Annotated in this window: 18 protein-coding genes and 3 pseudogenes; 9 read left to right on the plus strand and 12 right to left on the minus strand. The window is 63.0% G+C overall.

The window, feature by feature from the left end; translation table 11 throughout:
• Entirely contained in the window at positions 1–333 is a 333-nt protein-coding gene (cyoD, locus tag J3A72_RS03925) for a cytochrome o ubiquinol oxidase subunit IV (RefSeq protein ID WP_006399830.1), read from the plus strand.
• 11 nt (positions 334–344) lie between these two features.
• Positions 345–1,025, plus strand: a complete 681-nt coding sequence (locus tag J3A72_RS03930; RefSeq protein ID WP_075076242.1) for an SCO family protein — start codon at positions 345–347, stop codon at positions 1,023–1,025.
• A gap of 161 nt (positions 1,026–1,186) precedes the next feature.
• On the opposite strand, the gene J3A72_RS03935 is transcribed toward J3A72_RS03930, so the two are convergent.
• The gene (locus tag J3A72_RS03935) at positions 1,187–1,765 is read right to left on the minus strand and encodes a DNA breaking-rejoining protein (RefSeq protein ID WP_075076243.1); all 579 of its coding nucleotides are present in this window, start codon (positions 1,763–1,765) and stop codon (positions 1,187–1,189) included.
• Entirely contained in the window at positions 1,765–3,531 is a 1,767-nt protein-coding gene (locus tag J3A72_RS03940) for a S8 family serine peptidase (RefSeq protein WP_005411470.1), read from the minus strand. The genes J3A72_RS03935 and J3A72_RS03940 overlap by 1 nt, the downstream gene beginning before the upstream one ends.
• A 248-nt stretch (positions 3,532–3,779) precedes the next feature.
• Between J3A72_RS03940 and J3A72_RS03945 the strand changes: the two genes are divergently transcribed.
• The 3 genes from J3A72_RS03945 (at position 3,780) to J3A72_RS03955 (ending at position 6,042) form a co-directional block, all read left to right on the plus strand.
• The gene (locus tag J3A72_RS03945; RefSeq protein WP_075076244.1) at positions 3,780–4,190 is read left to right on the plus strand and encodes a hypothetical protein; all 411 of its coding nucleotides are present in this window, start codon (positions 3,780–3,782) and stop codon (positions 4,188–4,190) included.
• A 108-nt stretch (positions 4,191–4,298) separates the two neighbouring features.
• Entirely contained in the window at positions 4,299–4,739 is a 441-nt protein-coding gene (locus J3A72_RS03950; protein ID WP_041863928.1) for a DUF2231 domain-containing protein, read from the plus strand.
• A complete protein-coding gene (locus tag J3A72_RS03955; RefSeq protein WP_049441987.1) occupies positions 4,732–6,042 on the plus strand; it encodes a sorbosone dehydrogenase family protein in 1,311 nt (436 codons plus the stop codon). Before J3A72_RS03950 ends, J3A72_RS03955 begins: the two co-directional genes overlap by 8 nt.
• 131 nt (positions 6,043–6,173) lie before the next feature.
• On the opposite strand, the gene J3A72_RS03960 is transcribed toward J3A72_RS03955, so the two are convergent.
• Positions 6,174–6,836: an exopolysaccharide biosynthesis protein gene (locus J3A72_RS03960; protein WP_032958795.1), complete on the minus strand. Its 663-nt coding sequence runs from the start codon at positions 6,834–6,836 to the stop codon at positions 6,174–6,176.
• Between the two features lie 149 nt (positions 6,837–6,985).
• Between J3A72_RS03960 and yidA the strand changes: the two genes are divergently transcribed.
• The 4 genes from yidA to J3A72_RS03980 all read left to right on the plus strand — a co-directional run bounded on the left by yidA (position 6,986) and on the right by J3A72_RS03980 (position 11,821).
• Positions 6,986–7,819, plus strand: coding sequence for a sugar-phosphatase (gene yidA, locus J3A72_RS03965; RefSeq protein ID WP_014648720.1), 834 nt, complete (start codon positions 6,986–6,988; stop codon positions 7,817–7,819).
• A gap of 588 nt (positions 7,820–8,407) precedes the next feature.
• Complete coding sequence (locus J3A72_RS03970; protein WP_140222796.1) at positions 8,408–10,726, plus strand: TonB-dependent receptor; 2,319 nt, start codon at positions 8,408–8,410, stop codon at positions 10,724–10,726.
• Between the two features lie 177 nt (positions 10,727–10,903).
• The gene (locus J3A72_RS03975; RefSeq protein ID WP_032958799.1) at positions 10,904–11,293 is read left to right on the plus strand and encodes a hypothetical protein; all 390 of its coding nucleotides are present in this window, start codon (positions 10,904–10,906) and stop codon (positions 11,291–11,293) included.
• A 93-nt stretch (positions 11,294–11,386) separates the two neighbouring features.
• Positions 11,387–11,821, plus strand: a complete 435-nt coding sequence (locus tag J3A72_RS03980; RefSeq protein ID WP_032958800.1) for an NUDIX domain-containing protein — start codon at positions 11,387–11,389, stop codon at positions 11,819–11,821.
• Between the two features lie 25 nt (positions 11,822–11,846).
• Here J3A72_RS03980 and J3A72_RS03985 read toward each other — a convergent pair.
• The 9 genes and pseudogenes from J3A72_RS03985 to J3A72_RS04025 form a co-directional block, all read right to left on the minus strand.
• Positions 11,847–12,326: pseudogene (locus J3A72_RS03985) on the minus strand (ATP-binding protein); the annotation flags it as partial.
• Positions 12,327–12,419: 93 nt separating this feature from the next.
• A complete protein-coding gene (locus J3A72_RS03990; RefSeq protein WP_075076583.1) occupies positions 12,420–12,830 on the minus strand; it encodes a TetR family transcriptional regulator in 411 nt (136 codons plus the stop codon).
• The gene (locus J3A72_RS03995; protein WP_075076582.1) at positions 12,827–14,704 is read right to left on the minus strand and encodes a hypothetical protein; all 1,878 of its coding nucleotides are present in this window, start codon (positions 14,702–14,704) and stop codon (positions 12,827–12,829) included. Before J3A72_RS03995 ends, J3A72_RS03990 begins: the two co-directional genes overlap by 4 nt.
• Positions 14,701–16,404, minus strand: a complete 1,704-nt coding sequence (locus tag J3A72_RS04000; RefSeq protein WP_075076581.1) for a hypothetical protein — start codon at positions 16,402–16,404, stop codon at positions 14,701–14,703. The genes J3A72_RS03995 and J3A72_RS04000 overlap by 4 nt, the downstream gene beginning before the upstream one ends.
• A complete protein-coding gene (locus J3A72_RS23205; RefSeq protein WP_197599548.1) occupies positions 16,401–17,492 on the minus strand; it encodes a tyrosine-type recombinase/integrase in 1,092 nt (363 codons plus the stop codon). The genes J3A72_RS04000 and J3A72_RS23205 overlap by 4 nt, the downstream gene beginning before the upstream one ends.
• A 480-nt stretch (positions 17,493–17,972) precedes the next feature.
• Positions 17,973–18,098: pseudogene (locus tag J3A72_RS22945) on the minus strand (ATP-binding protein); the annotation flags it as partial.
• Between the two features lie 105 nt (positions 18,099–18,203).
• Positions 18,204–18,727: pseudogene (locus J3A72_RS04015) on the minus strand (DUF3422 family protein); the annotation flags it as partial.
• A gap of 181 nt (positions 18,728–18,908) precedes the next feature.
• Positions 18,909–19,307: a VOC family protein gene (locus J3A72_RS04020; RefSeq protein WP_024957960.1), complete on the minus strand. Its 399-nt coding sequence runs from the start codon at positions 19,305–19,307 to the stop codon at positions 18,909–18,911.
• 43 nt (positions 19,308–19,350) lie between these two features.
• A complete protein-coding gene (locus J3A72_RS04025) occupies positions 19,351–20,460 on the minus strand; it encodes an S-(hydroxymethyl)glutathione dehydrogenase/class III alcohol dehydrogenase (RefSeq protein WP_075075872.1) in 1,110 nt (369 codons plus the stop codon).
• Positions 20,461–20,502 lie beyond the last annotated feature (42 nt).

The following is a 20,502-nucleotide window of genomic DNA, read 5'->3' on the forward strand; positions in this document are numbered from 1 at the left end:
ATGGCCCACGTCGAAACCTCGCGCGCCGGCAATGCGCACGGCTCCACCAAGTCCTACCTGATCGGCTTCGTGCTGTGCGCGCTGCTGACCGTGGTGCCGTTCGCACTGGTGATGAATCCGGTGCTGTCGCGGCCGCTCACGCTGTTCCTGCTGGTCGGCTTCGCAGTGGCGCAGATCCTGGTGCAGCTGGTCTATTTCCTGCACATGGACCGCAAGTCCGAAGGTGGCTGGAACCTGGCCAGCTTCGTGTTCACCCTGGTGATCCTGTTCATCGTCGTCGCGTTGTCGGTCTGGATCATCTGGAGCATGCACTACCACATGATGATCAACTGAGCCTGCGAACCGTGAAAGGCATTGCGTTCCCCCATCGTGGCCTGCGCCTGGCCGCAGGCCTGCTGCTCGGCCTGCTGGCCGGCTGCAGCGCGCAGTCGCGCATGGACTTCTATGCGAAGGACATCGCCTGCGAAGAACTTGGCCAGCAGTGGTCGATGCCCGACAGCCACGGCACCGTGCGCGGTCCGAAGGACCTGCAGGGGCAGGTGACCTATCTGTTCTTCGGTTTCACCAGTTGCCCGGACGTGTGCCCGACCACCATGGTCGAGCTGAGCCAGGTCAAGCACCTGATGGGCAAGGATGCCGACCAGCTGCAGGTGGTGTTCGTCAGCGTTGACCCGGCCCGCGACACCCCGGAGGTCGCGCGCACCTACGTGGAAGCGTTCGACCCCAAGGCGATCGCATTGGTCGGCAACGAAGCACAACTGGCCGCGATGGCCAGCGACTTCAAGGCGTTCTACGAAAAGGAACCCGGTCAGGTACCGGATACCTACACCATGAGCCACATTGCGGGCGGCTACGTGTTCGACCGCCAGGGACGCCTGCGCCTGTTCGCGCCGTACGGCATGCCGGTGGAAAAGCTGTTCTCGGACGTGCAGCGCCTGCTGCTCGAGCCCGGCCACCCGGCCGCCGGCAACGACGCGCTGGCCAGCTGCCACCTCAAGCACAGCGGCGCACTCGCCGCGCGGTAATCCCGGTCCATGCCCGGCTTATGCCGACCCTTGGTCGCGCGCGCTACCCCGGTAGGTGTCGACCTTGGTCGACACGTGGGTGCCGACCGTTGGTCGGCACACCCCCACACCAATCCCCGGCCGGCCAGGAGAGCCAGCCGGCCGGGGCACCACTCAACGCCTTACTTGGTCTCTTCCCACTGCACCACGTCCGGCTCGGTGGCGCGGATACCGGCGGTGGACAGCAGCTTGGTGCTCGCATCCAGCGCCGCGTTCACCGACGGATACTCCACGATGGCCTGGCCCGAAGCCTTCGACACCTTCACCACGGTGCCACCGGTGGCCGTAGCCGCGCGCTGGGCCGATGCCGCATCGGTGAAGAACACCTTGACCCGCGAGGTCGCCACCACCGGCGCTCCGTCGCGGGAGACCGCCGCCGCGAACTTGCCGGCACCGGCATCAGCAGGCGCGGCCGCGGCGCCATCCAGCGAACGCTTGGTACGCGAACTGGTGGTCGCCGCCGCCTGCGGGGTGATCGTGAACTGACCGCCGCTGGCCTGCTTCACGGTGGTCGAGGGAGACAGCTGGAAGCGCGTGCCGCCCACATCGAACGAGCGGCCGGTAGCGGACGCCTTCAGTTCCTGCGCATCCACGGTCGACAGGGTCCTGGCTGGAGGGGTCTGCCCCGAGCTCTGTGCCCAGGCAGGGGAGGTCATCGCCGCGAAGGCGAGCGTGCTCAACAGAATGGTGGTCTTCATCATCAGTGCCCCAGAACGCGGATCTTGAAGAATTCGAGGTTGCCGCGCGAAGCTGCGGTCGCGGCCTGCCCCATGTCGGTCACTTCCAGCGTCCAGGTGCCGCTGGCATTTTCATCCAGGAAGGCATTGCTGGACAGCAGGTCCCAGCTGGTGAAGTTGCTCTGCGCGCCACCCGTGCCCGAACCGATCGCGGTGAACGCCGGTTGCACCACGCTGCGGGTGCCGCTGGGCGACACCAGCACGAACTGCAGCTGGCGCGTGTTGCGGTGGTTGACCCGGAAGCCCAGCTGCACGCTTTCGATGTTGCGCGCGCCGTTGGCCAACTGGAAGGTCAGGCGTGCGGCGGCGGCCGAGGTGTTGCCGATGGCCACGGTACGCGTGGTGTTGCGCCAGCCGCTGTCGACCAGCGCACCGAGCGACTGGAAGTTCTCGGCCACCTGCACCGCGCGTGCAGCGTTGACCACGCCGAAGCCATACCAGTTGCTGTAGGCACGGCCGGCAGCATTCACCGTCCAGCCTGGCACCAGCGTGCGCCCGTCGGCCAGCGTCACCGCCGGCTGGTTCGGGTGGTTGCGGGTGGCGGTGGTGGCCAGGATGTACTTCACATCGCGATAGGACAGGTTCGGATTGGCTTCCAGCACCAGTGCCGCCACGCCCGAGACCATCGGCGCTGACGCCGAGGTGCCGTTCATCTTGGCGGTGTAGTTGCAGGTGCTGTCGATGGCCGACAGGTTGCTGTCCAGCGTGTTCTGGCGGTTGGTGTTCTTGTTGCTGCCCTGCGCGCACCCGGTCACGTCGGTGGTGACGATGGCCGGGTCGTAGGCGCGTGCCACCAGGCCGGGGGCGTACTGGGCCTGCAGGCCGTATTCGCCGCCGAAGGCCGACACCCACAGCGCCGAGCCGGTGGAGGAATACGACGAGCGCACGCCATCGGCACGCACCGCGCCTACCGTGATCACGTTGAACAGGTTGTTGCGCGGATCGCGTCCGGCCGGCACGCAGCCGGTGTTGCGGTTCTTGGTGTCGGTGGTGCAGACATCCTGGGTCTGGCTGATCGAGGCATTGTTGAAGTTGTTGCCCGCCGACTTCACGTAGATGCCGCCGCGGCCACCGCGCGTACCCGACAGTGCCTGCTCATACGAACGAATCGTGTTTTCGCTGTACGCCAGCGGCAGGTTCGGATTGCCCGGGCCGGCGCCCCAGCTGTTGTTGAACACCTGCACGTCGGCCGACTCCGCGCCGTCCCACCAGGCGTACTCGATGTTGCTCTGCTGGTTGCCCAGGGCTGAGCGCGAAATCGGGTTGAAGCCCTTCAGCGTCGCCGCCGGCGCCACACCGCGTACGCCCAGGTTGTTGGCGCCCACCGCGCCAGCAATGCCGCCGACCATGGTGCCGTGGTTGTCGACATCCGGGTTGGTCGGGGTGGGGTTGTTCGAGCCGTTGGTGAAGTTCTTGCCGGCCACCGCCGCCACGTTGGCCGCCAGGTCCGGATGCGCGATCTGCAGGCCATCATCGACGATGGCGATGGTGACACCCTGGCCACGGATTCCGTTGCGGAACAGGCCATCCACGTTCAGGTCGTTGCCGGCCACCGGCAGGGTGTCGGCCGGGACGGTCTGCCCGGTGTTGAGCAGGTGCCACTGGATACCCGCCAGCGGATCGGCCTGTTGGGCCTGCGCGGTGGCGGCCAGGCTGCCCAGCACCAGGGCAGTGGCAAGGGCCAGGCGCGCAGAGCGCGGTGGCGCGGAGCGTTGCGTGTGTCGCTTCATACACGAATCCTTCTGTTGTGAATCGGCATGGCAGGACGGCGGGGCGGAACTGCCCCATCGCAACGAGCCAAACGCGACACAACGGAGAACCCCCTACCTCTTCACATCCGCAATGTACGAATATGCAAATTGCGTCACAAACACTTAGTACGTCAGGTTATGACAGGGCGCGCGAATGCCTTCACGCCATCTTCGCGCGTCTGCTTCGGGTGCGGGAAACTCGGGTAACCACATGCAGGTGAAGACACATGAAGAAGGAACGCCAGCGTGCACGTGCGCGCGCAGACCAGACCCCGCTCTCGGTCGCCGCCATCCGCAAGGTGGTGCTGTCGATGTACCACCGTCGCCATGATTACTGGACCGATGCGGATATCGCCGAGCTGCTGCCGGCGCTCGCCACATTCAATATCACGACGATCAAACAGTTGCGCTTGCTGATGAAGCGGCACCGACGCGCGCTGCTGCAGGAGGAAAGAGTGAAGATGCGTAGGGCGCAGACACTGCACCTGCTGGCTGAGGATGGTCCCTGTGGCATCGATGTACACGCCAATACCAGCTACTACGCCATCGGCGGCCTGGTCCGCACCAGCATGGAACACGAATTCGGCTTCGAGACGATGCTGCCCTTCCACGAGGTGCGCGAGGACGAACCCACGTAGTGCGGTGCCTGCCCGGTGGGTGTGGCAGCCCCGCCGGGGCGTCATCGCGCGCCCTCACATCGCGCTGTGCTACTACAGTCCGTGCACCCTTCCGCACGGAGCACGATGATGGTCAATCCGCTCGCCCAGGCCCATCGCGGCCTCGGCACCACGCTGTTCAGCCTGTTGAACCCGATACCCTTCGGCTTCTTCGTCGGTGCACTGATCTTCGACGCGATCTATCTCAACAGCGCCGAGGTGATGTGGGGCAAGGCCGCCGCTTGGCTGATCACGTTCGGCCTGCTGATCGCCATCGTGCCGCGCCTGATCAACCTGTTCGCGGTCTGGCGCCGCAACGGCACGGCCACCCGCATCGACCGCATCGACTTCTTCCTCAACCTGGTCGCGGTGGTGCTGGCCATCTGGAACGCCTTCGTGCACAGCCGCGATGCGTATGCCGTTGCTGTGCCGGGCACGATCCTGTCGGCGCTGACCGTGGCCCTGATCGCCCTGGGCCTGATCCTGTTGTCATTGCAGCCGCCGGTGCTGCAGGGAGGTCGTCATGGCTAAGCACATCCTGCCCACCGTGGCCGCGCTGGCACTGGCCGTCACCCTGTCGGCCTGCGCCGGCAAGGCCGAATACCATCCGGCCGACCAGTCGGGACCGCAGCCGCCACTGCCCAAGCCGGCCAACTTCCTGATGCCGCCGATGCAGGTGCCCAAGGGCGTGGGCTGGGCCGACGGCCAGGCCCCCACGGTGGCCGAAGGCCTGAAGATCGAGCGCATCGCCGCCAACCTGCAGCACCCGCGCCGGCTGCTGACCCTGCCCAACGGCGATGTACTGGTGGTGGAAGGCAATGGCCCCGGCGAAGAGCCGGTCACCACACCCAAGCAGTGGATCGCCGGCAAGGTGAAGGCGCGCTCGGGCAAGGCCGGCAAGGGCGGCAACCGCGTCACCCTGCTGCGCCGCTCGCCGGGCACCAACACCTGGACCCAGCACGTCTACATCGAGGGCCTGCATTCGCCGTTCGGCATCCAGCTGATCGGTGACACGCTGTATGTGGCCAACACCGGCAACATCATGCAGTACCACTACGTGCCCGGCGAAACCCGCATGTCCGACAAGGGCCGCGAGTTCACCGACCTGCCCAGCACCATCAACCACCACTGGACCAAGGAACTGCTGGCCAGCCGCGATGGCAGCAAGCTGTACGTGGGCGTCGGCTCCAACAGCAACATTACTGAAAATGGCCTGGCCGTCGAATACCGCCGCGCGGTCGTGCTGGAGGTGGACGTAGCCACCCGTGGCAGCCGCATCTTTGCGTCGGGCATCCGCAACCCGACCGGGCTGGACTGGGAGCCGAGCACTGGCCAGCTGTGGGCCGTGGCCAACGAGCGTGATGAGATCGGTGCCGACCTGGTGCCGGATTACCTCACCTCGGTGAAGGAAGATGGCTTCTACGGCTGGCCCTACAGCTACTACGGCCAGCACGTGGACGAGCGCGTGCAGCCGCAGCGGCCGGACCTGGTGGCCAAGGCGATCGTGCCGGACTATGCCATCGGCTCGCACGTGGCACCGCTGGGCCTGCTGTTCTACACCGGCCAGGCACTGCCGGCGCAGTACCACGGCGGCGCCTTCATCGGCGAGCACGGCAGCTGGGACCGCTCGCCACTGAGTGGCTACGAAGTGGTCTACGTACCGTTCAAGGACGGCAAGCCGACCGGGCGGCCGCAGACCGTGGTCAGTGGCTTCACCTCGAAGGACGAGAAGACCCTGATGGGTGCGCCGGTGGGCATGGCGATGGATGCCGAGGGCGCACTGCTGGTGGCCGACGACGTGGGCGACGTAGTGTGGCGGGTGTCGGCGAAATAGCTGTGTAGCGTCGAGCCACGCTCGACTGCTGTGGATCCGGCCTTTGTAGAGCCGAGCCCATGCTCGGCTTACGCGCGCAGCGCGCGGGTTTCCGTGCACGGAGCGAACAGCAGCCGAGCATGGGCTCGGCTCTACAGTTCGGCGGTACTGCTGCGGAACCCGCTGAACACCGATTCCGCAGCAAACCCCACGCCACCCAGCAGCACGCCGAAGTACACCACCGTGGCCACCACGAAGCCGTAGCCGGCTGCCACCGCCGCACCATCGCGCTGGATGAAGCCAATCGCAAACGACATCAGCGCCAGCGCCGGCAGCGTGTTGCTGAAGGGAATCGGCCCGGCCGGCGCCATCAGCAGCAGGGTCGCAAACACCAGCATCAGGTTGTTCAGGCGCATCATCTTCTTTGAGCGCACCATCACCGCCAGCCGCATCGGCCGCGACAGCCGCTCCATGCGGTGCACCCATTTCAGCGCACGGCCCAGGTTGGCCTTCAGCTTGTCGGTGGCGATCCCGCGGCGCGCCAGCTTCTGCGGCACCCACAGCGGGCGGTTGCGCACCCGGCTCAGGCCGATCAGCAGGATCGAGGCGCCAAACACCGTGCTCAGCCCGGGAATCGACACCGGAATGATGAAGATGGCCGAGAGCAGGATCACGACCAGCAGCAGGCCCTCATCGCCCAGCGCGCTGAGCAGGGTGCCGACGCTCACCTGGTCGCCGGGCAGCTCGTCGATCATCTGCTCGATCTGCTGGGCCAGGGGGGCGCTGTCGTTGGTTTCGGGGGCACGGTAGGTCATGCGTCGCAAGGTTCTCCAGGGAAGGGCGGTCAGCGGGCCGTCCTGCGGTGGGGGACGCACAGGCTCCTGCAGTATCCCGGCCAACGTGGGCAAAGAGGTGAACCGGGCATGAGGGGGTAAACTGGCGTGCCCCGCACGAGTTGAACGCAATGGACATGGGCCGCAGGCAATCGACCATCGAACTGGTCGCCATCGACATGGATGGCACGCTGCTGGACCCGTCGCACCAGCTCACCCCCCGCGCCAGGAAGGCCATCGCGCAGGCGCGCGCACTGGGCGTGCACATCGTGCTGACCAGTGGCCGCCCGGTTCCCGGCCTGGCGCCGTACCTGCACGAGCTCGGCATCACCGGCAACGACGACTACTGCATCGCCTGCAATGGCGGCCTGGTGCAGCGCATCGGCACGCGCGAAACCGTGGTCGAGTACCCGCTCAGCTTCGACGACTTCCTGTTCTGCGAGCAGGTCGCCCGCGACCTGGGCGTGCACTTCCAGGCGCTGGACAGCCAGCGCATGTACACGCCCAACCAGGACATCAGCTACTACACCGTGGCCGACTCGCATCTTTCGCGGATGCCGCTGTCGTATCGCCGCGTGGAAGACATGGACCCGTCGATGTCCTTCATCAAGCTGATGATGATCGACGAACCCGAGGTGCTGGACGCTGCCATCGCGCGCCTGCCCGGCGCGCTGACCGAGCGCTTCGCGGTATTGAAGAGCGCACCGTTCTTCCTGGAAGTGTTCGACCACCGCGCGGGCAAGGGGCCGAGCCTGCAAAGACTGGCCGAGCACCTGGGCATCGACCGCGCCAACGTGATGGCCATCGGCGACCAGGAGAACGACCTGACCATGCTGCAGTATGCCGGCACCAGCGTGGCGATGGGCAATGCCATCGACGCGGTGAAGGCGGTGGCGCGGTTTGAGACCAGCAGCAATGCCGATGAAGGCGTGGCGCGCGCGATCGAGCGTTTCGTCCTGCAGTAACCGCGCGTCCCTATGCTCTGGTAGCTGCCAACCTTGGTTGGCACACACAATCGGCAAGCGCCGACCAAGGTCGGCCTCTACCAGGCCCCATTCGCCCCGGCAGGTGCCAACCTTGGTTGGCACACGCAGGCGGCAAGCGCCGACCAAGGTCGGCCTCTACCAGGCCCCATTCGCCCCGGTAAGTGCCACCCTTGGTTGGCACACGCAGGCGGCCAGCGCCGACCAGGGTCGGCCTCTACCAGGCCCCATTCGCCCCGGTAGGTGCCAACCTTGGTTGGCACACGAGCACCGACCAAGGTCGGCCCCCACCACGCCGGGGCTATACCCACGTATAGCCCACCCATCCCCACCGCCATCGGCGCTGTACCACCGCGCAATGGCGGATGCGGCAGCGCGATGCAAGAATTCCGCACGTCGAAATCACGCCATCGAATCCTGCGGCAGATGATCGTCTGCCTCTGCTGACCGGCGCGCACCCCGCCGTCACCCCTCAACGCAATCGCATCGCCAGCCAGGGCGCCGACACCGGTGCTGCAACGCGCTGGGCGTGCGCCTGCGCCGCTCTCTCCCTGCACCCTGGATCTGCCCATGAACACCCCACCCACGACGCGCCTCGCCCTGTCCATCATCGCGGCCATCACCGCACCTGCGTATGCTGCAGAAACGCAGGACGCCGCGCTCGACACGCCCACCACGCTCAACGCCCTGCAGGTGATCGCCACGCCGCGCGGTGCGGCCGTGGCACCGACCCAGGTGGTCGGCCCCAACCGCTACATCATCAAGGCCGAAGACCTCGACGCGATGGTCACCGGCAACAATGGCCTGGCCATGCTGAAGCAGGTACCTGGCGCCAGCTACACCGCCACCGATGGGCTGGGCCTGGATATCTCCGCCACCAGCCTGTTCGTGCGCGGCTTCCGCATGAACGAAATGGGCATCACCTTCGAAGGCGTGCCGCTGAACGACAACGGCTTCCTTTCGCTCACCGGCACCAGCGTGGTGAACGTGGGCGTGCCCGATGGCATCGGCGCGATCACGGTCAGCCCCGGTGGCGCACCGGTCAGCGTGTTCTCCAGCAGCGTCAACGGCGGCAGCCTGGAATACCGCCTGCGCGACCTGCAGGACACGCCCAGCCTGCGCGTGAAGCAGGGCGTGGGCAGCAACAGCACGCTGGTCACCACCGTATCCGGGCAGACCGGCCAGCTCGGTGAGCATGGCCCGAAAGTGCTGGTCGACCTGCAGCGCGTGTCCGCCGACAAGTACCAGGGCGAGGGCACGCAGAACTTCCTGCGCGGCGACCTGAAGCTGCAGCAGGACGTCGCCTGGGGCGATGTCACCGTGTTCCTGTCCGACAGCAAGGCCAAGGTCTGGGGTTACAACAACATTTCCTTCGACATGATCAGCAAGCTGGGCTGGAAGGCCGACATCTTCTACCCGGACTACGCCTGGGCGTACTACGTGGCCTCGCCGGAGAACGCAGACAAATCCTGCGGCGCCTATACCTGTGGTGAACTGTCCGGGCTTATTCCCTACGACACCGGCCAGAGCACGCGTGACCGCGTGTCCTCGATCAACCACCGCTTCCAGATCAGTCCGGCGCTGAGCGGCAACGTGCAGCTGTACAACGCCAACAGCCACACCCAGGCCACGCTGACCGACCCGAACGTGCCGTCGCCCAACGGCGCGCCGTTCTCCGAACAGGTGCAGACCCCGCGCCTCAACCGGCTGGGCGGCATGCTCAATCTGCAGTTCGAGACCGGCGCGCACACCTTCACCGCCGGTTTCTGGCAGGAGAAGAGCAAGGCCGCGGCCAAGACCGAGTGGTACCAGCAGCCGCTGCTGGGCGAGGGCCCGCCGCTGAAGGCCACCGGTCCGTTCGATGTGTACGGCCCCGCGTTCAAGACCGACAACGCATCGAGTTGGGTGACCCGCTCGCGCCAGTTCTACCTGCAGGACGACATCGTGTTGAACGACACGCTGAAGCTGGGCGTTGGTTTCAAGGCCGTGGACTTCCGCACCAGCGGTGGCGGCCTCGGTGATGCCAAGGACCGGCCGGTGAACGGCACGCTGCGCGCGAAGAGCAACTTCCTGCCGCATGTCTCGCTGTTCTGGAGCCCGACCGAATCCACCGATGCCTTCATCGACCTGGCCAATACCATGAACGGCTACCGCGTGGCCCAGCGCGGCAACATCGGCTACACCGCCTCGGCGTGGACCATCACCGACCAGGAGGAGTTTGACCGCGTGGCGGGTACGCTGCGGCCGGAGAAGAACTGGAACCTCACCGTGGGCGCATCGCATCGTTTCGACCGGCTGACGATCACCGGCGACGTGTTCTACAACGACATCCGCAACCGCTTGCTGTCGGCCGCCATCGGTACCCAGTTCGCGCAGATCAACACCGTGCGGCTGATGCCGAAGATGCACGTGATCGGCGCTGACCTTGGCATCACCGCCGACCTGAGCGACCACCTGCAGTTCTACCAGGGCGTGGCCGTGGCCCGTTCGTACTACGACAGCGATTTCGTGGTGGGTGACACGGTGTACCCGATCAAGGGCAACGCGCAGCCGGGCTACCCGCAGATCTCGCTGGTCAGCGACCTGTCAGCGCATTTCGGTGACTGGCGTTTTGGCGCCACCAGCACCTCTTACCTGCGCCAGCCCTTCACCTACGAGAACGACATCCGCGTGCCGACGTTCTGGCAGGTCAACACCTATGCCGCCTACCGCTTCGGTGCCGACAGCGCGGTGCCCGGCCTGGAGCTGCGGCTGGACGTGAGCAACCTGTTCAACCGCCACAACATCGGCACCGCCACCATTGCCGGCTCGTCGTTCTCGGGGGATTACCAGACCCTGCAGCGCAGCGCGCCACGGCAGCTGATGTTCAGTACCTCGATGGCGTTCTGAGGCGGCGAGGATGGGGTCAGAGCCCTTTGCTGCGCAAAGGGATCCGACCCCGCAGCCACCCCGTGATCGGGGTCAGATCCCTTTGCGCAGCAAAGGGCTCTGACCCCCCAAACCCGCCCGGAAGCCCGCCTTGCGCAAACAACAGGGGTTTTCTGGCAGCGACGCAAGGTTCCCACAATGTTGCTGGGTCATCCTGTTGGCATGGCACAGCACAACCCGCGAACCCCGTTGTTCGGCATCCGGGGCCCAGGACGGCCCCGGCAGGCGCTGTCCGTGGCGCCTGCAATCGACCTGCGGGCCGAGTACCGGTTCTGGCAGGTCTACGAACGCGTGGTCCGCCCGCTGCCCGGCGGTGGGCTGCGCCGGGCCTGGCTGGTGTGCCAGAAGGTGTACCGGGACCGCCTGCGGTTCCCGCATGACACCCGTGAAGCCGCGCTGGCGCGTGTGCTTTTCGGCAGCAACAGCACGCCCGAGCGCGCAGCCGAACTGCAGGACCTCTTCGGCCTTGTCAGCCGCCGCATGGCGTCCGTTGCCGTCCGGCGACAGGCGCCCATCCCGGGAAAGTGAATCACTGGCCAGGAATCGACACGCGTTGATGGCTTTCTCTTGGTCCGCCTGCTTTTGGCCTATTCTGGGGCGGGCCGGTAAGGACGGGAAACGATGGAAATCAGACGATCTGCACGCCTTGTGATCGTTGCTGAGGATGCGGTGCTGCTGTTCCGATATCACGATGAACACCACGCTCCCTTCTGGGCTACACCGGGTGGGGAGCTTCTGCCCGGGGAGGGATATGCGGACGCCGCACGGCGTGAGCTCAGGGAGGAGACCGGATTGGATCTGCCGATAGGCGTGCGGCTGGAAAAGCGCGATGCCGTCTACGCGGTCGCCCGATCAACGCCCGCGCGATGGCTGGAAGAGTATTTTCTGGTCCGCAGCCCCAACCAGCCCGACATCCAGCGTGACGGATGGACGGAGGAGGAAAATGCCACGATCAGGGCGTGGAAATGGTGGCGCGTAGAAGAGATGAGAGAACAGCCTGCTTCCCTGTTCAAGCCGGAATGGCTGCCGGATCTTTTTGAACGTGTGCCCGCATGACGCGGCCTGATTCTGCCCGCTGCAATTACGTGCTCGCCTTCCCGCGGTCCAACTGCCGGTAGCCAATGGCCTCGGCCAGATGCGCCGTCTGGATCGTTTCGCAACCCGCCAGATCGGCAATCGTGCGCGCCACCCGCAGAATCCGGTGCATCGCCCGCGCCGATAGCTGCAGGCGCTCGATGGCCTGTTCCAGCATGTCCTGATCTGCCTCGCTCAGTCGGGTACAGGCCCGCAGTGCCGCTGGCGGCAGATGCGCGTTGAGCCCGCCACGCACCTCCTGCTTGGCATGGGCGGCTTCCACCCGTGCACGTACCGCCGCACTGGGCTCCCCCAGCGGCGTGCTCTCCCGCAACTCCACTGCGTCCATGCGCGCCACACTGATATGCAGGTCGATACGGTCCAGCAACGGACCAGACACCCGCGCACGGTAACGGTTGATACGCTCTTCGCTGCACAGGCAGCGGTTGCTGCGGTCACCGGCCCAGCCGCACGGGCAGGGGTTCATGTGTTCCGGGTGGGTCCTAACAGTTATGAGTGATTTTACGCTGCTGTTTCAATGGGTTGCCGCAACTAACTGTTTCCTGACCCGCAGGAGCGGCTATGTAGCGCCCTTGGGCCTGATATCGACGACCTTCGAATCGCGCTGCTTGGCTTCAAGGACGCGGTTCTCCGCCTGCAGGACCTCATTGATGGACGCCAACCGAGCCAACTGGGATCGAAGCGCCTGATTCTCTGCCCGGAGGGCCCGGTTCCTCTCACGTTCGGCCAGCAACTGCTCATGCTTCACATCCCGCTGCGCCCGGCTCGACCGGCCTTGGGCCTCGCGGATCGCTTCGGCGATGTCTGGATAATGGTTGTGGATCAAAGCGGGGGTGACGCCAGCCTCATGCGCCACGGAGGTTATGCTGAGCTTCTTAGCTTCTGTTCGTGCTCGCCCCCTTTGAATTCGCGAGACTGCAAGCTCAAGTTCCTTGCGCCTGGCATCGCCGGGCTTTCGTTTCGTAGTCATTGGGCGTGAGCATCCGGATCGTGTCCCAGGGAAAGCAATACGTTGCGACAGCGCTCAAGGTCGCGAAGTACACGCAATCGCCCACCTTGTCCAATGTCTTCGCACTTGGCGACATCCTTGAGATCGCTATAGAGACGCTGGTAGAGATGAGCATGAACGCTACCAATGACCGCATTGTCGCAACCACTGCAGCGCGTCTTCTCGAAAGTGTTTCCAATACACCGATTGTCGTCTGCAGTACACCATGCGTGCCCGTTGCTACGGATTGCATGGCTCTCCGCCACTGACCGAACCATTGTTGCCCGATCCTTGAAAAGAACGATGTTCTCGTTCTGGCTCCGCCAGAAGGTGAGTCTGCCCCCATAGCCGCCGGCTAGTGGTTCAGCAGGACTCAACCATTGGTCGGCAACCCCTTGCTTGATCGCAGCTAGCTCTTCCAGGATCTCCCCATACAACTCAATCTCCTGCGACTCATTGAGTGCATACGCATCATTGGTCATGTCCTGCGACCAGTGCTTGAAATGCTCGCGCAAATACCGCAGGTCACCGAAACGGCTGCGTGCAGCGTAGTTGGCAAACTTCCGACGGAACTGATGCGTACTAAGAACCCAGTTCAGACCGATACCCCGTGCGAAAGACGTGAGAGCGATGTTCCACGCGCTGTCGGTCAGTATCCGTACCCGGCCCGATCGATCTTTGTCAGCGCCGATGAACACCGCGCCGACATGTCGTTGTGCCTCGGCAATTTCGGGATCAAGTGGATTCGCCTCAGTCATCCGTTGGATTTCTAACACCAACTCTTCCTGTAGCGGTATCGCCCACCGGTCCATGACCGCTAGTGCCTGCACCGCAGCCGTTGGTATCATCCATTCGGTGTCGCCGACTGCGGTCTTATCGCTCCGCCCCCGCATCCACCAATAGACCTCACCTTCTTCGCCTCGCGTGCTGTAGCAGGCCGAGGACCGGAGATGCGCCAACTCATGGTTCCGACACCCAGAGAGGCTGGCGACCACAATGTAGCAAGCCGTGCGAAGCCTATTCAGCTCTACTCCGAAGCTTCGAACGCCTCTATCCCAGCCTAGCAATTTGAGCTGACGGTTCTTGGCTCGATTGGCACCAGAGCTGGATAAGGCTACTGAGGTATCCGGAAATCCCTCAAGAGTGTCACGTAGGTCAAGTAGGGCAGAACCTCTCTGAACAAGCGACCATGCCTCATGAAACAATGCACTGAAGACATCGTCAGGAATTAGTGGTGTTTTGCTTCGCTTACTCGAACCGGTGAGCCCTGCGAGATGCTTGGCCGAGCTTTCTGGCCACGGGTGCGAGGGCATCGGGTCGTTCGTAAGCAAGCTCATCTCGTACAGAACTTCGACGGCAGAGAACCGCCCTCCCAAGGCCTCCGCAGACAGAGGCTTGCCGTCACCCTTGCGAACTATACGCTCTGCCTTGCAGGCGGCGACATACGTAGCGCATACCATTGGACTGACATCGCAGAGCGCCTCTACCTTGATCGACACAAGATAGCGGAAGAACTGCACGGACTGATCGAACACTCCCACAAGCGTGGTGGCCGCGGCCTTACCGGACCCCTCTCGACCACGAAAATGGTACAGGTACATCAGCTCCTTGGCTGCGGCACGAAACTCCTCGGGCACCCTTGAGAAGTCAATCCTTGCATGGCCCTTCGCCACGTTGGGCGGGGCACCATTCAGCAACCAGGTGCCATCCCCATACAAGCTTCTGGTGACCAAGGTGCCATTGACCTTGGCCGAGCTAATGACAAGGCGATCTCGCTCATTCGCGTTCAGTGAAACGGAACTGAAGGTCTGAGATGGAACATCTGAGTCCACCTGGTGCAACGCTGTTGCGTTCATGCAGTCTCTTCCAATGGCTGGCGGAAATCGTCAAGTGACGCAATAGAATCAAACCTCCAGAAGGCGTGAGGGTCGTGGCGAGCACGCTCACGAGCTGCATCGACGTCCGCCGGCTTGAAGACCTTCCTCTGTAACCCCGTCGCGATGACATCACGCTCTATAAGTCGAGGAATGTGGGCATAGTGTCTCTCCCAAATGCGGGCATCCATTCGATCCCGCTCACGGAGAACTCGCCAGTAGAAGCTGAAGAGTCGATAGAGATCCTCACCAGTCACCACATAGTTGCGGCAGCGCAGGCAGTCGAGAAAGGAAAAGCACACGGCGCCGTCGGCTGTCGTGGAGGAATACGTGGTATTGCTTGGATCGGTGCAGCGGCCGGTTGGCGTCCGCTCAGTCGCCCCGATCGTTCGGCTGAGAAGTTCTTGGGTAAGCACCTCGCCCATGAACTGCCAGTTGCGACTGGACCGTTCTCCCGGCCTCATGTAGTTGCGTCCGGCTACCCTCGGTGTGCTGCCAAGTGCGACAGCAGTGCTGCCTAGGTCACCATCAAGCAACTCGAAGATGCGATTGGCGAACGTCTTCCGCAGGCGGGAGACGTTTATCCTCAGTGGCTTTCCATCCGCGCCGACTAGCTCCGCATCAGCGACGAGGGTCTGAATCGCGTTGGAGACCGTGGAGTCGTTCAGCGCAGTGACATACCCACTTCTGCCTCGCTGGCGGCTGCGATAGAGCCAGATCCTACCGGCATGATGTGCTTCTGCTTCGGCCTGCAGGGGCTTGGAAAGTTCTATCACTCGCCGGATCAGGCGAACGATAGGCACCTTGACGCCCGGCATTGACTCAATCGTGCGATCGTCTTGTCCATCTGCACGAAGTGCTACTTTGCTGGAGTTGTAGCCCCTTCTCTTCCAGAGGACGAGGAACTCTGTGTTCTCTTTGGGGTGGGGGCGTAGGCAATCAGCACCCATTTCAAGAAGAGGAGTGGTGTTGCGTCCAGTGTGGAGTGCAATGATCAGAAGTGCGTATGACAGCAGTTCACTAGTAACACTTACGTCCTCCCGGAAGATCGGCATCACTGCCGTCTTAACTGCCGCGGCGAACGCTTGGCGCTCTTTTCGCAGTAGTGGCGTCTCGCCCTTGACCTGTCTAGCACTGTTCGGAAAGGGGTTCGCCGGAAAGGTTCGCTCAGTCCCTGCATCGAATAAATGGATAAGCCCGCGGCGACCAAGCGCTTGGATCACCGCCTTCGTTTTGTCGTATCGCATCTTCTGCGCTGAGCGGGTGGCACCTGAATCCGCAAGATGTCGGAGGTAGCCATCTATCACGTCGCGATCTATGTCGGCTAGGGTCAAGGCGCGCCGGAGAGCGGCTGCGCGCAGAGCCAGGTAGGGAAGAAAGGTGTCTAGCCCAGAGCGTGCATAGCCGGCGATCGTGCTTACCTCTAACTCTGCGTCCTGCTTGCACAGGAAGCGCTCTATTTGACGCTGACAGGCGCTGGTGATTTCGTCTATTCCCACCGCGTAGTGTCTGGCGAAGTCGTAGGTCCGCGCACCGACGGCATTAAAACCGAAGTTCACCAGCGTCGCCGCAGGCGGCTTCCTGTCATCATCGCCCGATTTCAGGAGACCACCTTCGTGGTGCTGTGCTATCCGAGGCTGATGAAGATCAGTCCTGATGTGGACCTTGCGCTTTCCTGTCATGAGAGCGTATCAACCAGGTCATTCAGCTCTTCGTCGTAAGCAAGGACGGCATCATCGACCAGGGAGTTGACAAGGTGAAGGTAGATCATGGTTGTCTCGATGGAGACATGCCCAAGCTGGCGCTGAACAAACACGAGCGGCTCTACCGCTTGTGCTGCTCTGTCCCTCTGAAGAGCTAAAAGCATATGAGTGGCGTAGGTGTGCCGCAACATGTGCGGATGCGTTCGGAACCCTGCCTTCAGCCCGTTCTTCCGTACGATGACTTCGATGTGCTTTCCATGATTCGCATAAGGTCTACCATCCTGCGTCAGGAAGAGTGTGGGATGGGCCTTATCGCTCAGGGACGCTAGTTCGCCGCGGACAAGGACGCTGTAGCGATAGAGATCGCTCATAAGACGCCTCGAAATCCAAATATCTCGAGGCTTGCCGCCCTTGGTCATCATGCCCTCTCCGTCGGAGGGATCGAGGGCCACCATGACGTTCCTCGCACTACCGTGCCTGGCGTCTGGGTTGAAGACATAGGCTAGCGGGAACGTAGCGATCTCCTCACGACGCAAGCCGGTCTGGAGTCCCAGCCGGGTCATCATCCTGTGATGCGGATTCTCAGTGCATGCGAGTAGTGCGTGAGCCTGTTCTCGGGTCAGGAATTTGGGCAACTGCCTGTGGTTTCGAGGCATCACATCGCGAACCTTAATTGTGTTCCCAGACTTATCGGTGTGCGCCAAGAAGCCTGCGTTCTCGCGACGGACAGTGCGATCTTCGATACCAAACGGAAGTCGGTCAATCCAGGTCTGCTTCTGGGAGTACTCGTAGAAGTCGCAAACGTAGTGCAGCCGCTGGCGAACCGTACGTCGGGCAAGCTTCACTTGCTCCAGGCAATAGTCCCGATAAGCGGCAACAAGCGATTTCTCCTCGCCACGGTCTACATCAGCCCAATGCAGGTCATGAGCCTCGAGGAAGCCAAAGTAGTCATAGAGCGCTCGACCTGTGCTTGGCCAGGACCCTCGTGAACCAATCACTCCGCGTAGAAGATAGTGTCGGAGGAATTGATTTACCTCCACGGCTGACTCCATCGAGTCATAGAGCACGATGGGGAAGCCTGGGTAAGGCTGCCCGCGAATCGTGAAGTCGGAGGTGGCCCATATTAGGTGCACGAGCGAGTTCCCGGTTGGCTCCGAGTGTGCTCAGTGTTTGCTGAGGCGCCATCAGGTAGCTGATTTGCTTATTCTTGATATGACTTTTCACTTAGGCATGCCCCGCGGTCGGCGTGGCCACCTTCCCGGCGAGCCGGATGAGTGAAGGCCGGCACTTCGGGATGCGCAAGTACGATCGTGGAAATTGGTGCGCGGCCCTCGAGCAGAACCTCAAGTGTTGCCATAGGTTTCACCTAACGCACCAAGCTCCACTGCCGTTCCCCGTGCTGTGCCTGAGCAGGCCCAAGATCAATCAAGACCACACCATTTCGGCTGCTAGTCAGGGATCCGGCAGGGGACACCCTGCACATCGTTGATAGTTCTAACCCAATGATCTCAGTGTACTGAACTTCTAACGATCGCACAGACCCGGATCATCGCCGCCACCAGCTGGAATCGCGCTGGATACTGCACGCTGCGTGCCGCGCGGGCGATGCGGATGTGGCCGGACTCCAGTGGCTCGCGCAGGGTCTCCAGCGCGCTGCGGTTCCACTCTGCAATCCAGGGAGCCGGATTTGTCCAACGCCGTGGGCTCTTTGTCGGCAATCGCATGCATGATGATGCGAGAGCCGCGGTAGCCGATGCTGTGGTTCCATACCCAGCTCAAAGCGACGCTGAGCCGTTCTCCACCAGCGAGTAGCACAGGCTGGCAGGATCGAAGCGATCGACCTCCTTCTCCGTTTCCTGCGTCCACGGAAGAAGTCTCAAACGGATGCCGGATACGACCGGGCCGGGAGGAACAAATCCATGCTTGAACGGATTTTCGCCGCACGGCTCTCCCGTCTCGGAATCCAGCGAAGCGCACCAGAGATACGTCGAGAACTCGGTGTGCTTTTCGCAGTGCAGGTCTCCTTCATCCCATGTCACGCCGTGAAGCGGCGTAGCATGGTCGGGTTCGGCAACGCCGAAGCGATGGGACAACTCGCTCATCGCCATCTGATCCCTGGCCTGGTCGCCTTCGGTCATGAAAGGAGCTGCAATATGCCGCGGGGGGCCTGAATCAACAGATGCGGGCGCGCGTGCACTTCACCCGCGGCGGCAGCACGATCGGTATAGGCCGGCATGCCGTACACGGTGGCGGTCGCAGTGGGGTGTACGGTCGTCGTATTGATGTTGGCCGGCTCTTTCACAACGACCTCATTTCTTCTTGGTGAAAAAACACGCTTCAAAGCAAATGCCCGCAGCCATGCGTTTGGCACATGGCTGCGGGCCATCTTCATGAGCGGGCACCGCTCTACACGGTCCGTCCAATAGGCTGGCCGTCTAGAGGCTTGTGCTGGCCTTTTCAGAACGCCCTCAGCTTCCGGGCTTTCAGACGAAGGTGTACGCGCAGACCTTGTTGCCCGCCGGATCACGCAGGTAGGCCGCATAGGCACCCGGCAGGTGGCCACGCGGGCCGGGCTGGCCCTCGTCGGTACCGCCTGCGGCAAGGCCGGCGGCGTGGAAGGCGTCCACTTCGGCGGGAGTGGCGGCCGCAAAGCCGACCGTCACGCCGTTGCTGGAAGACGCTTCACCATTGCCCGGACGGGCGATGATGAAAGCCGGCTTTTCGCGACCGAAAAGCACCCATCCGTTGCCGAAAGGACCGAGGTTCTTGATGCCGAGAGCACCCAGAGCGGCGTCATAGAACGCGGTCGACTCCTGGAGGTCGGCGGCGCCGACGAAGACGTGCGAGAAGATGCCGTCGCCGGAAATGACAGGATTGGACATGGTTGATTTCCTTGGTGGCTGATGTTGAATGGATAGTGGGTGATCAGTAGTGGATCACCGTGCGAATCGACTTGCCTTCATGCATCAGGTCGAAGGCCTTGTTGATGTCGTCCAGGCCCATGGTGTGGGTGACGAACGGGGCGAGATCGATCTCGCCTTTCATTGCGTCTTCCACCATGCCGGGAAGCTGAGTGCGGCCCTTGACCCCACCGAACGCCGAACCCTTCCAGGTGCGACCGGTGACCAACTGGAACGGGCGGGTCGAAATTTCCTTGCCAGCACCAGCCACGCCGATGACGATCGACTGGCCCCAGCCGCGGTGGGCAGCTTCCAGAGCCGAACGCATCACGTCGACGTTGCCGATGCACTCGAAGGTGTGATCGACACCCCAGCCGGTCATCTCGATCAGAACCTCGTGAATCGGCTTGTCGAAGTCCTTCGGGTTGAGACATTCGGTCGCGCCGAAGGTACGAGCCAGTTCGAACTTCGCCGGATTGGTATCGATGGCGATGATGCGCCCCGCTTTGGCCTGGCGTGCACCTTGAATCGCAGCCAGACCGATGCCGTCGAGGCCGAAGATGGCCACCGAGTCGCCGGGCTGTACCTTGGCCGTGTTGTGCACGGCACCGATGCCGGTGGTCACGCCGCAGCCCAGCAGGCAGACGTGCTCGTGGTTGGCGTCCGGGTTGATCTTGGCCAGCGAGACTTCGGCGACGACCGTGTATTCGCTGAAGGTCGAGCAGCCCATGTAGTGGTAAACCGGCTGACCGTTGTACGAGAAGCGAGTCGTACCATCGGGCATCAGCCCCTTGCCCTGGGTTGCGCGAACCGCGACACACAGGTTGGTCTTGCCGGACTTGCAGAACAGGCACTCGCCGCATTCGGCGGTGTAGAGCGGAATGACGTGATCGCCAGGCTTCACGCTGGTCACACCTTCACCCACCTCCACGACGATACCCGCACCTTCATGACCCAGCACGACCGGGAAGATACCTTCGGGGTCCTCGCCCGACAGGGTGAAGGCGTCGGTATGGCAAACGCCGGTATTCGTGATCTTGATGAGCACCTCGCCCTTGCGTGGTGGCTCGACGTCGATCTCGACGATTTCCAGCGGCTTTCCTGGCCCGAAGGCTACTGCTGCACGTGATTTCATGATGTCGCTTCCTTTACTGCCTAACTGAATTTGCCCTCATCG

The sequence above is a fragment of the Stenotrophomonas sp. PvP093 genome (assembly GCF_017876915.1).
Classification (GTDB): domain Bacteria; phylum Pseudomonadota; class Gammaproteobacteria; order Xanthomonadales; family Xanthomonadaceae; genus Stenotrophomonas; species Stenotrophomonas muris.

What these genes read in the sequence shown, in the direction of transcription:
- J3A72_RS04020 (WP_024957960.1), bottom strand. Translation starts at nt 19,307, where the DNA reads ATGTCCAATCCTGTCATTTCCGGCGACGGCATCTTCTCGCACGTCTTC.
- cyoD (WP_006399830.1), top strand. Translation starts at nt 1, where the DNA reads ATGGCCCACGTCGAAACCTCGCGCGCCGGCAATGCGCACGGCTCCACC.
- J3A72_RS04000 (WP_075076581.1), bottom strand. Translation starts at nt 16,404, where the DNA reads ATGACAGGAAAGCGCAAGGTCCACATCAGGACTGATCTTCATCAGCCT.
- J3A72_RS03955 (WP_049441987.1), top strand. Translation starts at nt 4,732, where the DNA reads ATGGCTAAGCACATCCTGCCCACCGTGGCCGCGCTGGCACTGGCCGTC.
- J3A72_RS03990 (WP_075076583.1), bottom strand. Translation starts at nt 12,830, where the DNA reads ATGACTACGAAACGAAAGCCCGGCGATGCCAGGCGCAAGGAACTTGAG.
- J3A72_RS03950 (WP_041863928.1), top strand. Translation starts at nt 4,299, where the DNA reads ATGGTCAATCCGCTCGCCCAGGCCCATCGCGGCCTCGGCACCACGCTG.
- J3A72_RS03970 (WP_140222796.1), top strand. Translation starts at nt 8,408, where the DNA reads ATGAACACCCCACCCACGACGCGCCTCGCCCTGTCCATCATCGCGGCC.
- J3A72_RS03980 (WP_032958800.1), top strand. Translation starts at nt 11,387, where the DNA reads ATGGAAATCAGACGATCTGCACGCCTTGTGATCGTTGCTGAGGATGCG.
- J3A72_RS03945 (WP_075076244.1), top strand. Translation starts at nt 3,780, where the DNA reads ATGAAGAAGGAACGCCAGCGTGCACGTGCGCGCGCAGACCAGACCCCG.
- J3A72_RS03995 (WP_075076582.1), bottom strand. Translation starts at nt 14,704, where the DNA reads ATGAACGCAACAGCGTTGCACCAGGTGGACTCAGATGTTCCATCTCAG.
- J3A72_RS03940 (WP_005411470.1), bottom strand. Translation starts at nt 3,531, where the DNA reads ATGAAGCGACACACGCAACGCTCCGCGCCACCGCGCTCTGCGCGCCTG.
- J3A72_RS03975 (WP_032958799.1), top strand. Translation starts at nt 10,904, where the DNA reads ATGTTGCTGGGTCATCCTGTTGGCATGGCACAGCACAACCCGCGAACC.
- J3A72_RS03935 (WP_075076243.1), bottom strand. Translation starts at nt 1,765, where the DNA reads ATGATGAAGACCACCATTCTGTTGAGCACGCTCGCCTTCGCGGCGATG.
- J3A72_RS03960 (WP_032958795.1), bottom strand. Translation starts at nt 6,836, where the DNA reads ATGACCTACCGTGCCCCCGAAACCAACGACAGCGCCCCCCTGGCCCAG.
- yidA (WP_014648720.1), top strand. Translation starts at nt 6,986, where the DNA reads ATGGACATGGGCCGCAGGCAATCGACCATCGAACTGGTCGCCATCGAC.
- J3A72_RS04025 (WP_075075872.1), bottom strand. Translation starts at nt 20,460, where the DNA reads ATGAAATCACGTGCAGCAGTAGCCTTCGGGCCAGGAAAGCCGCTGGAA.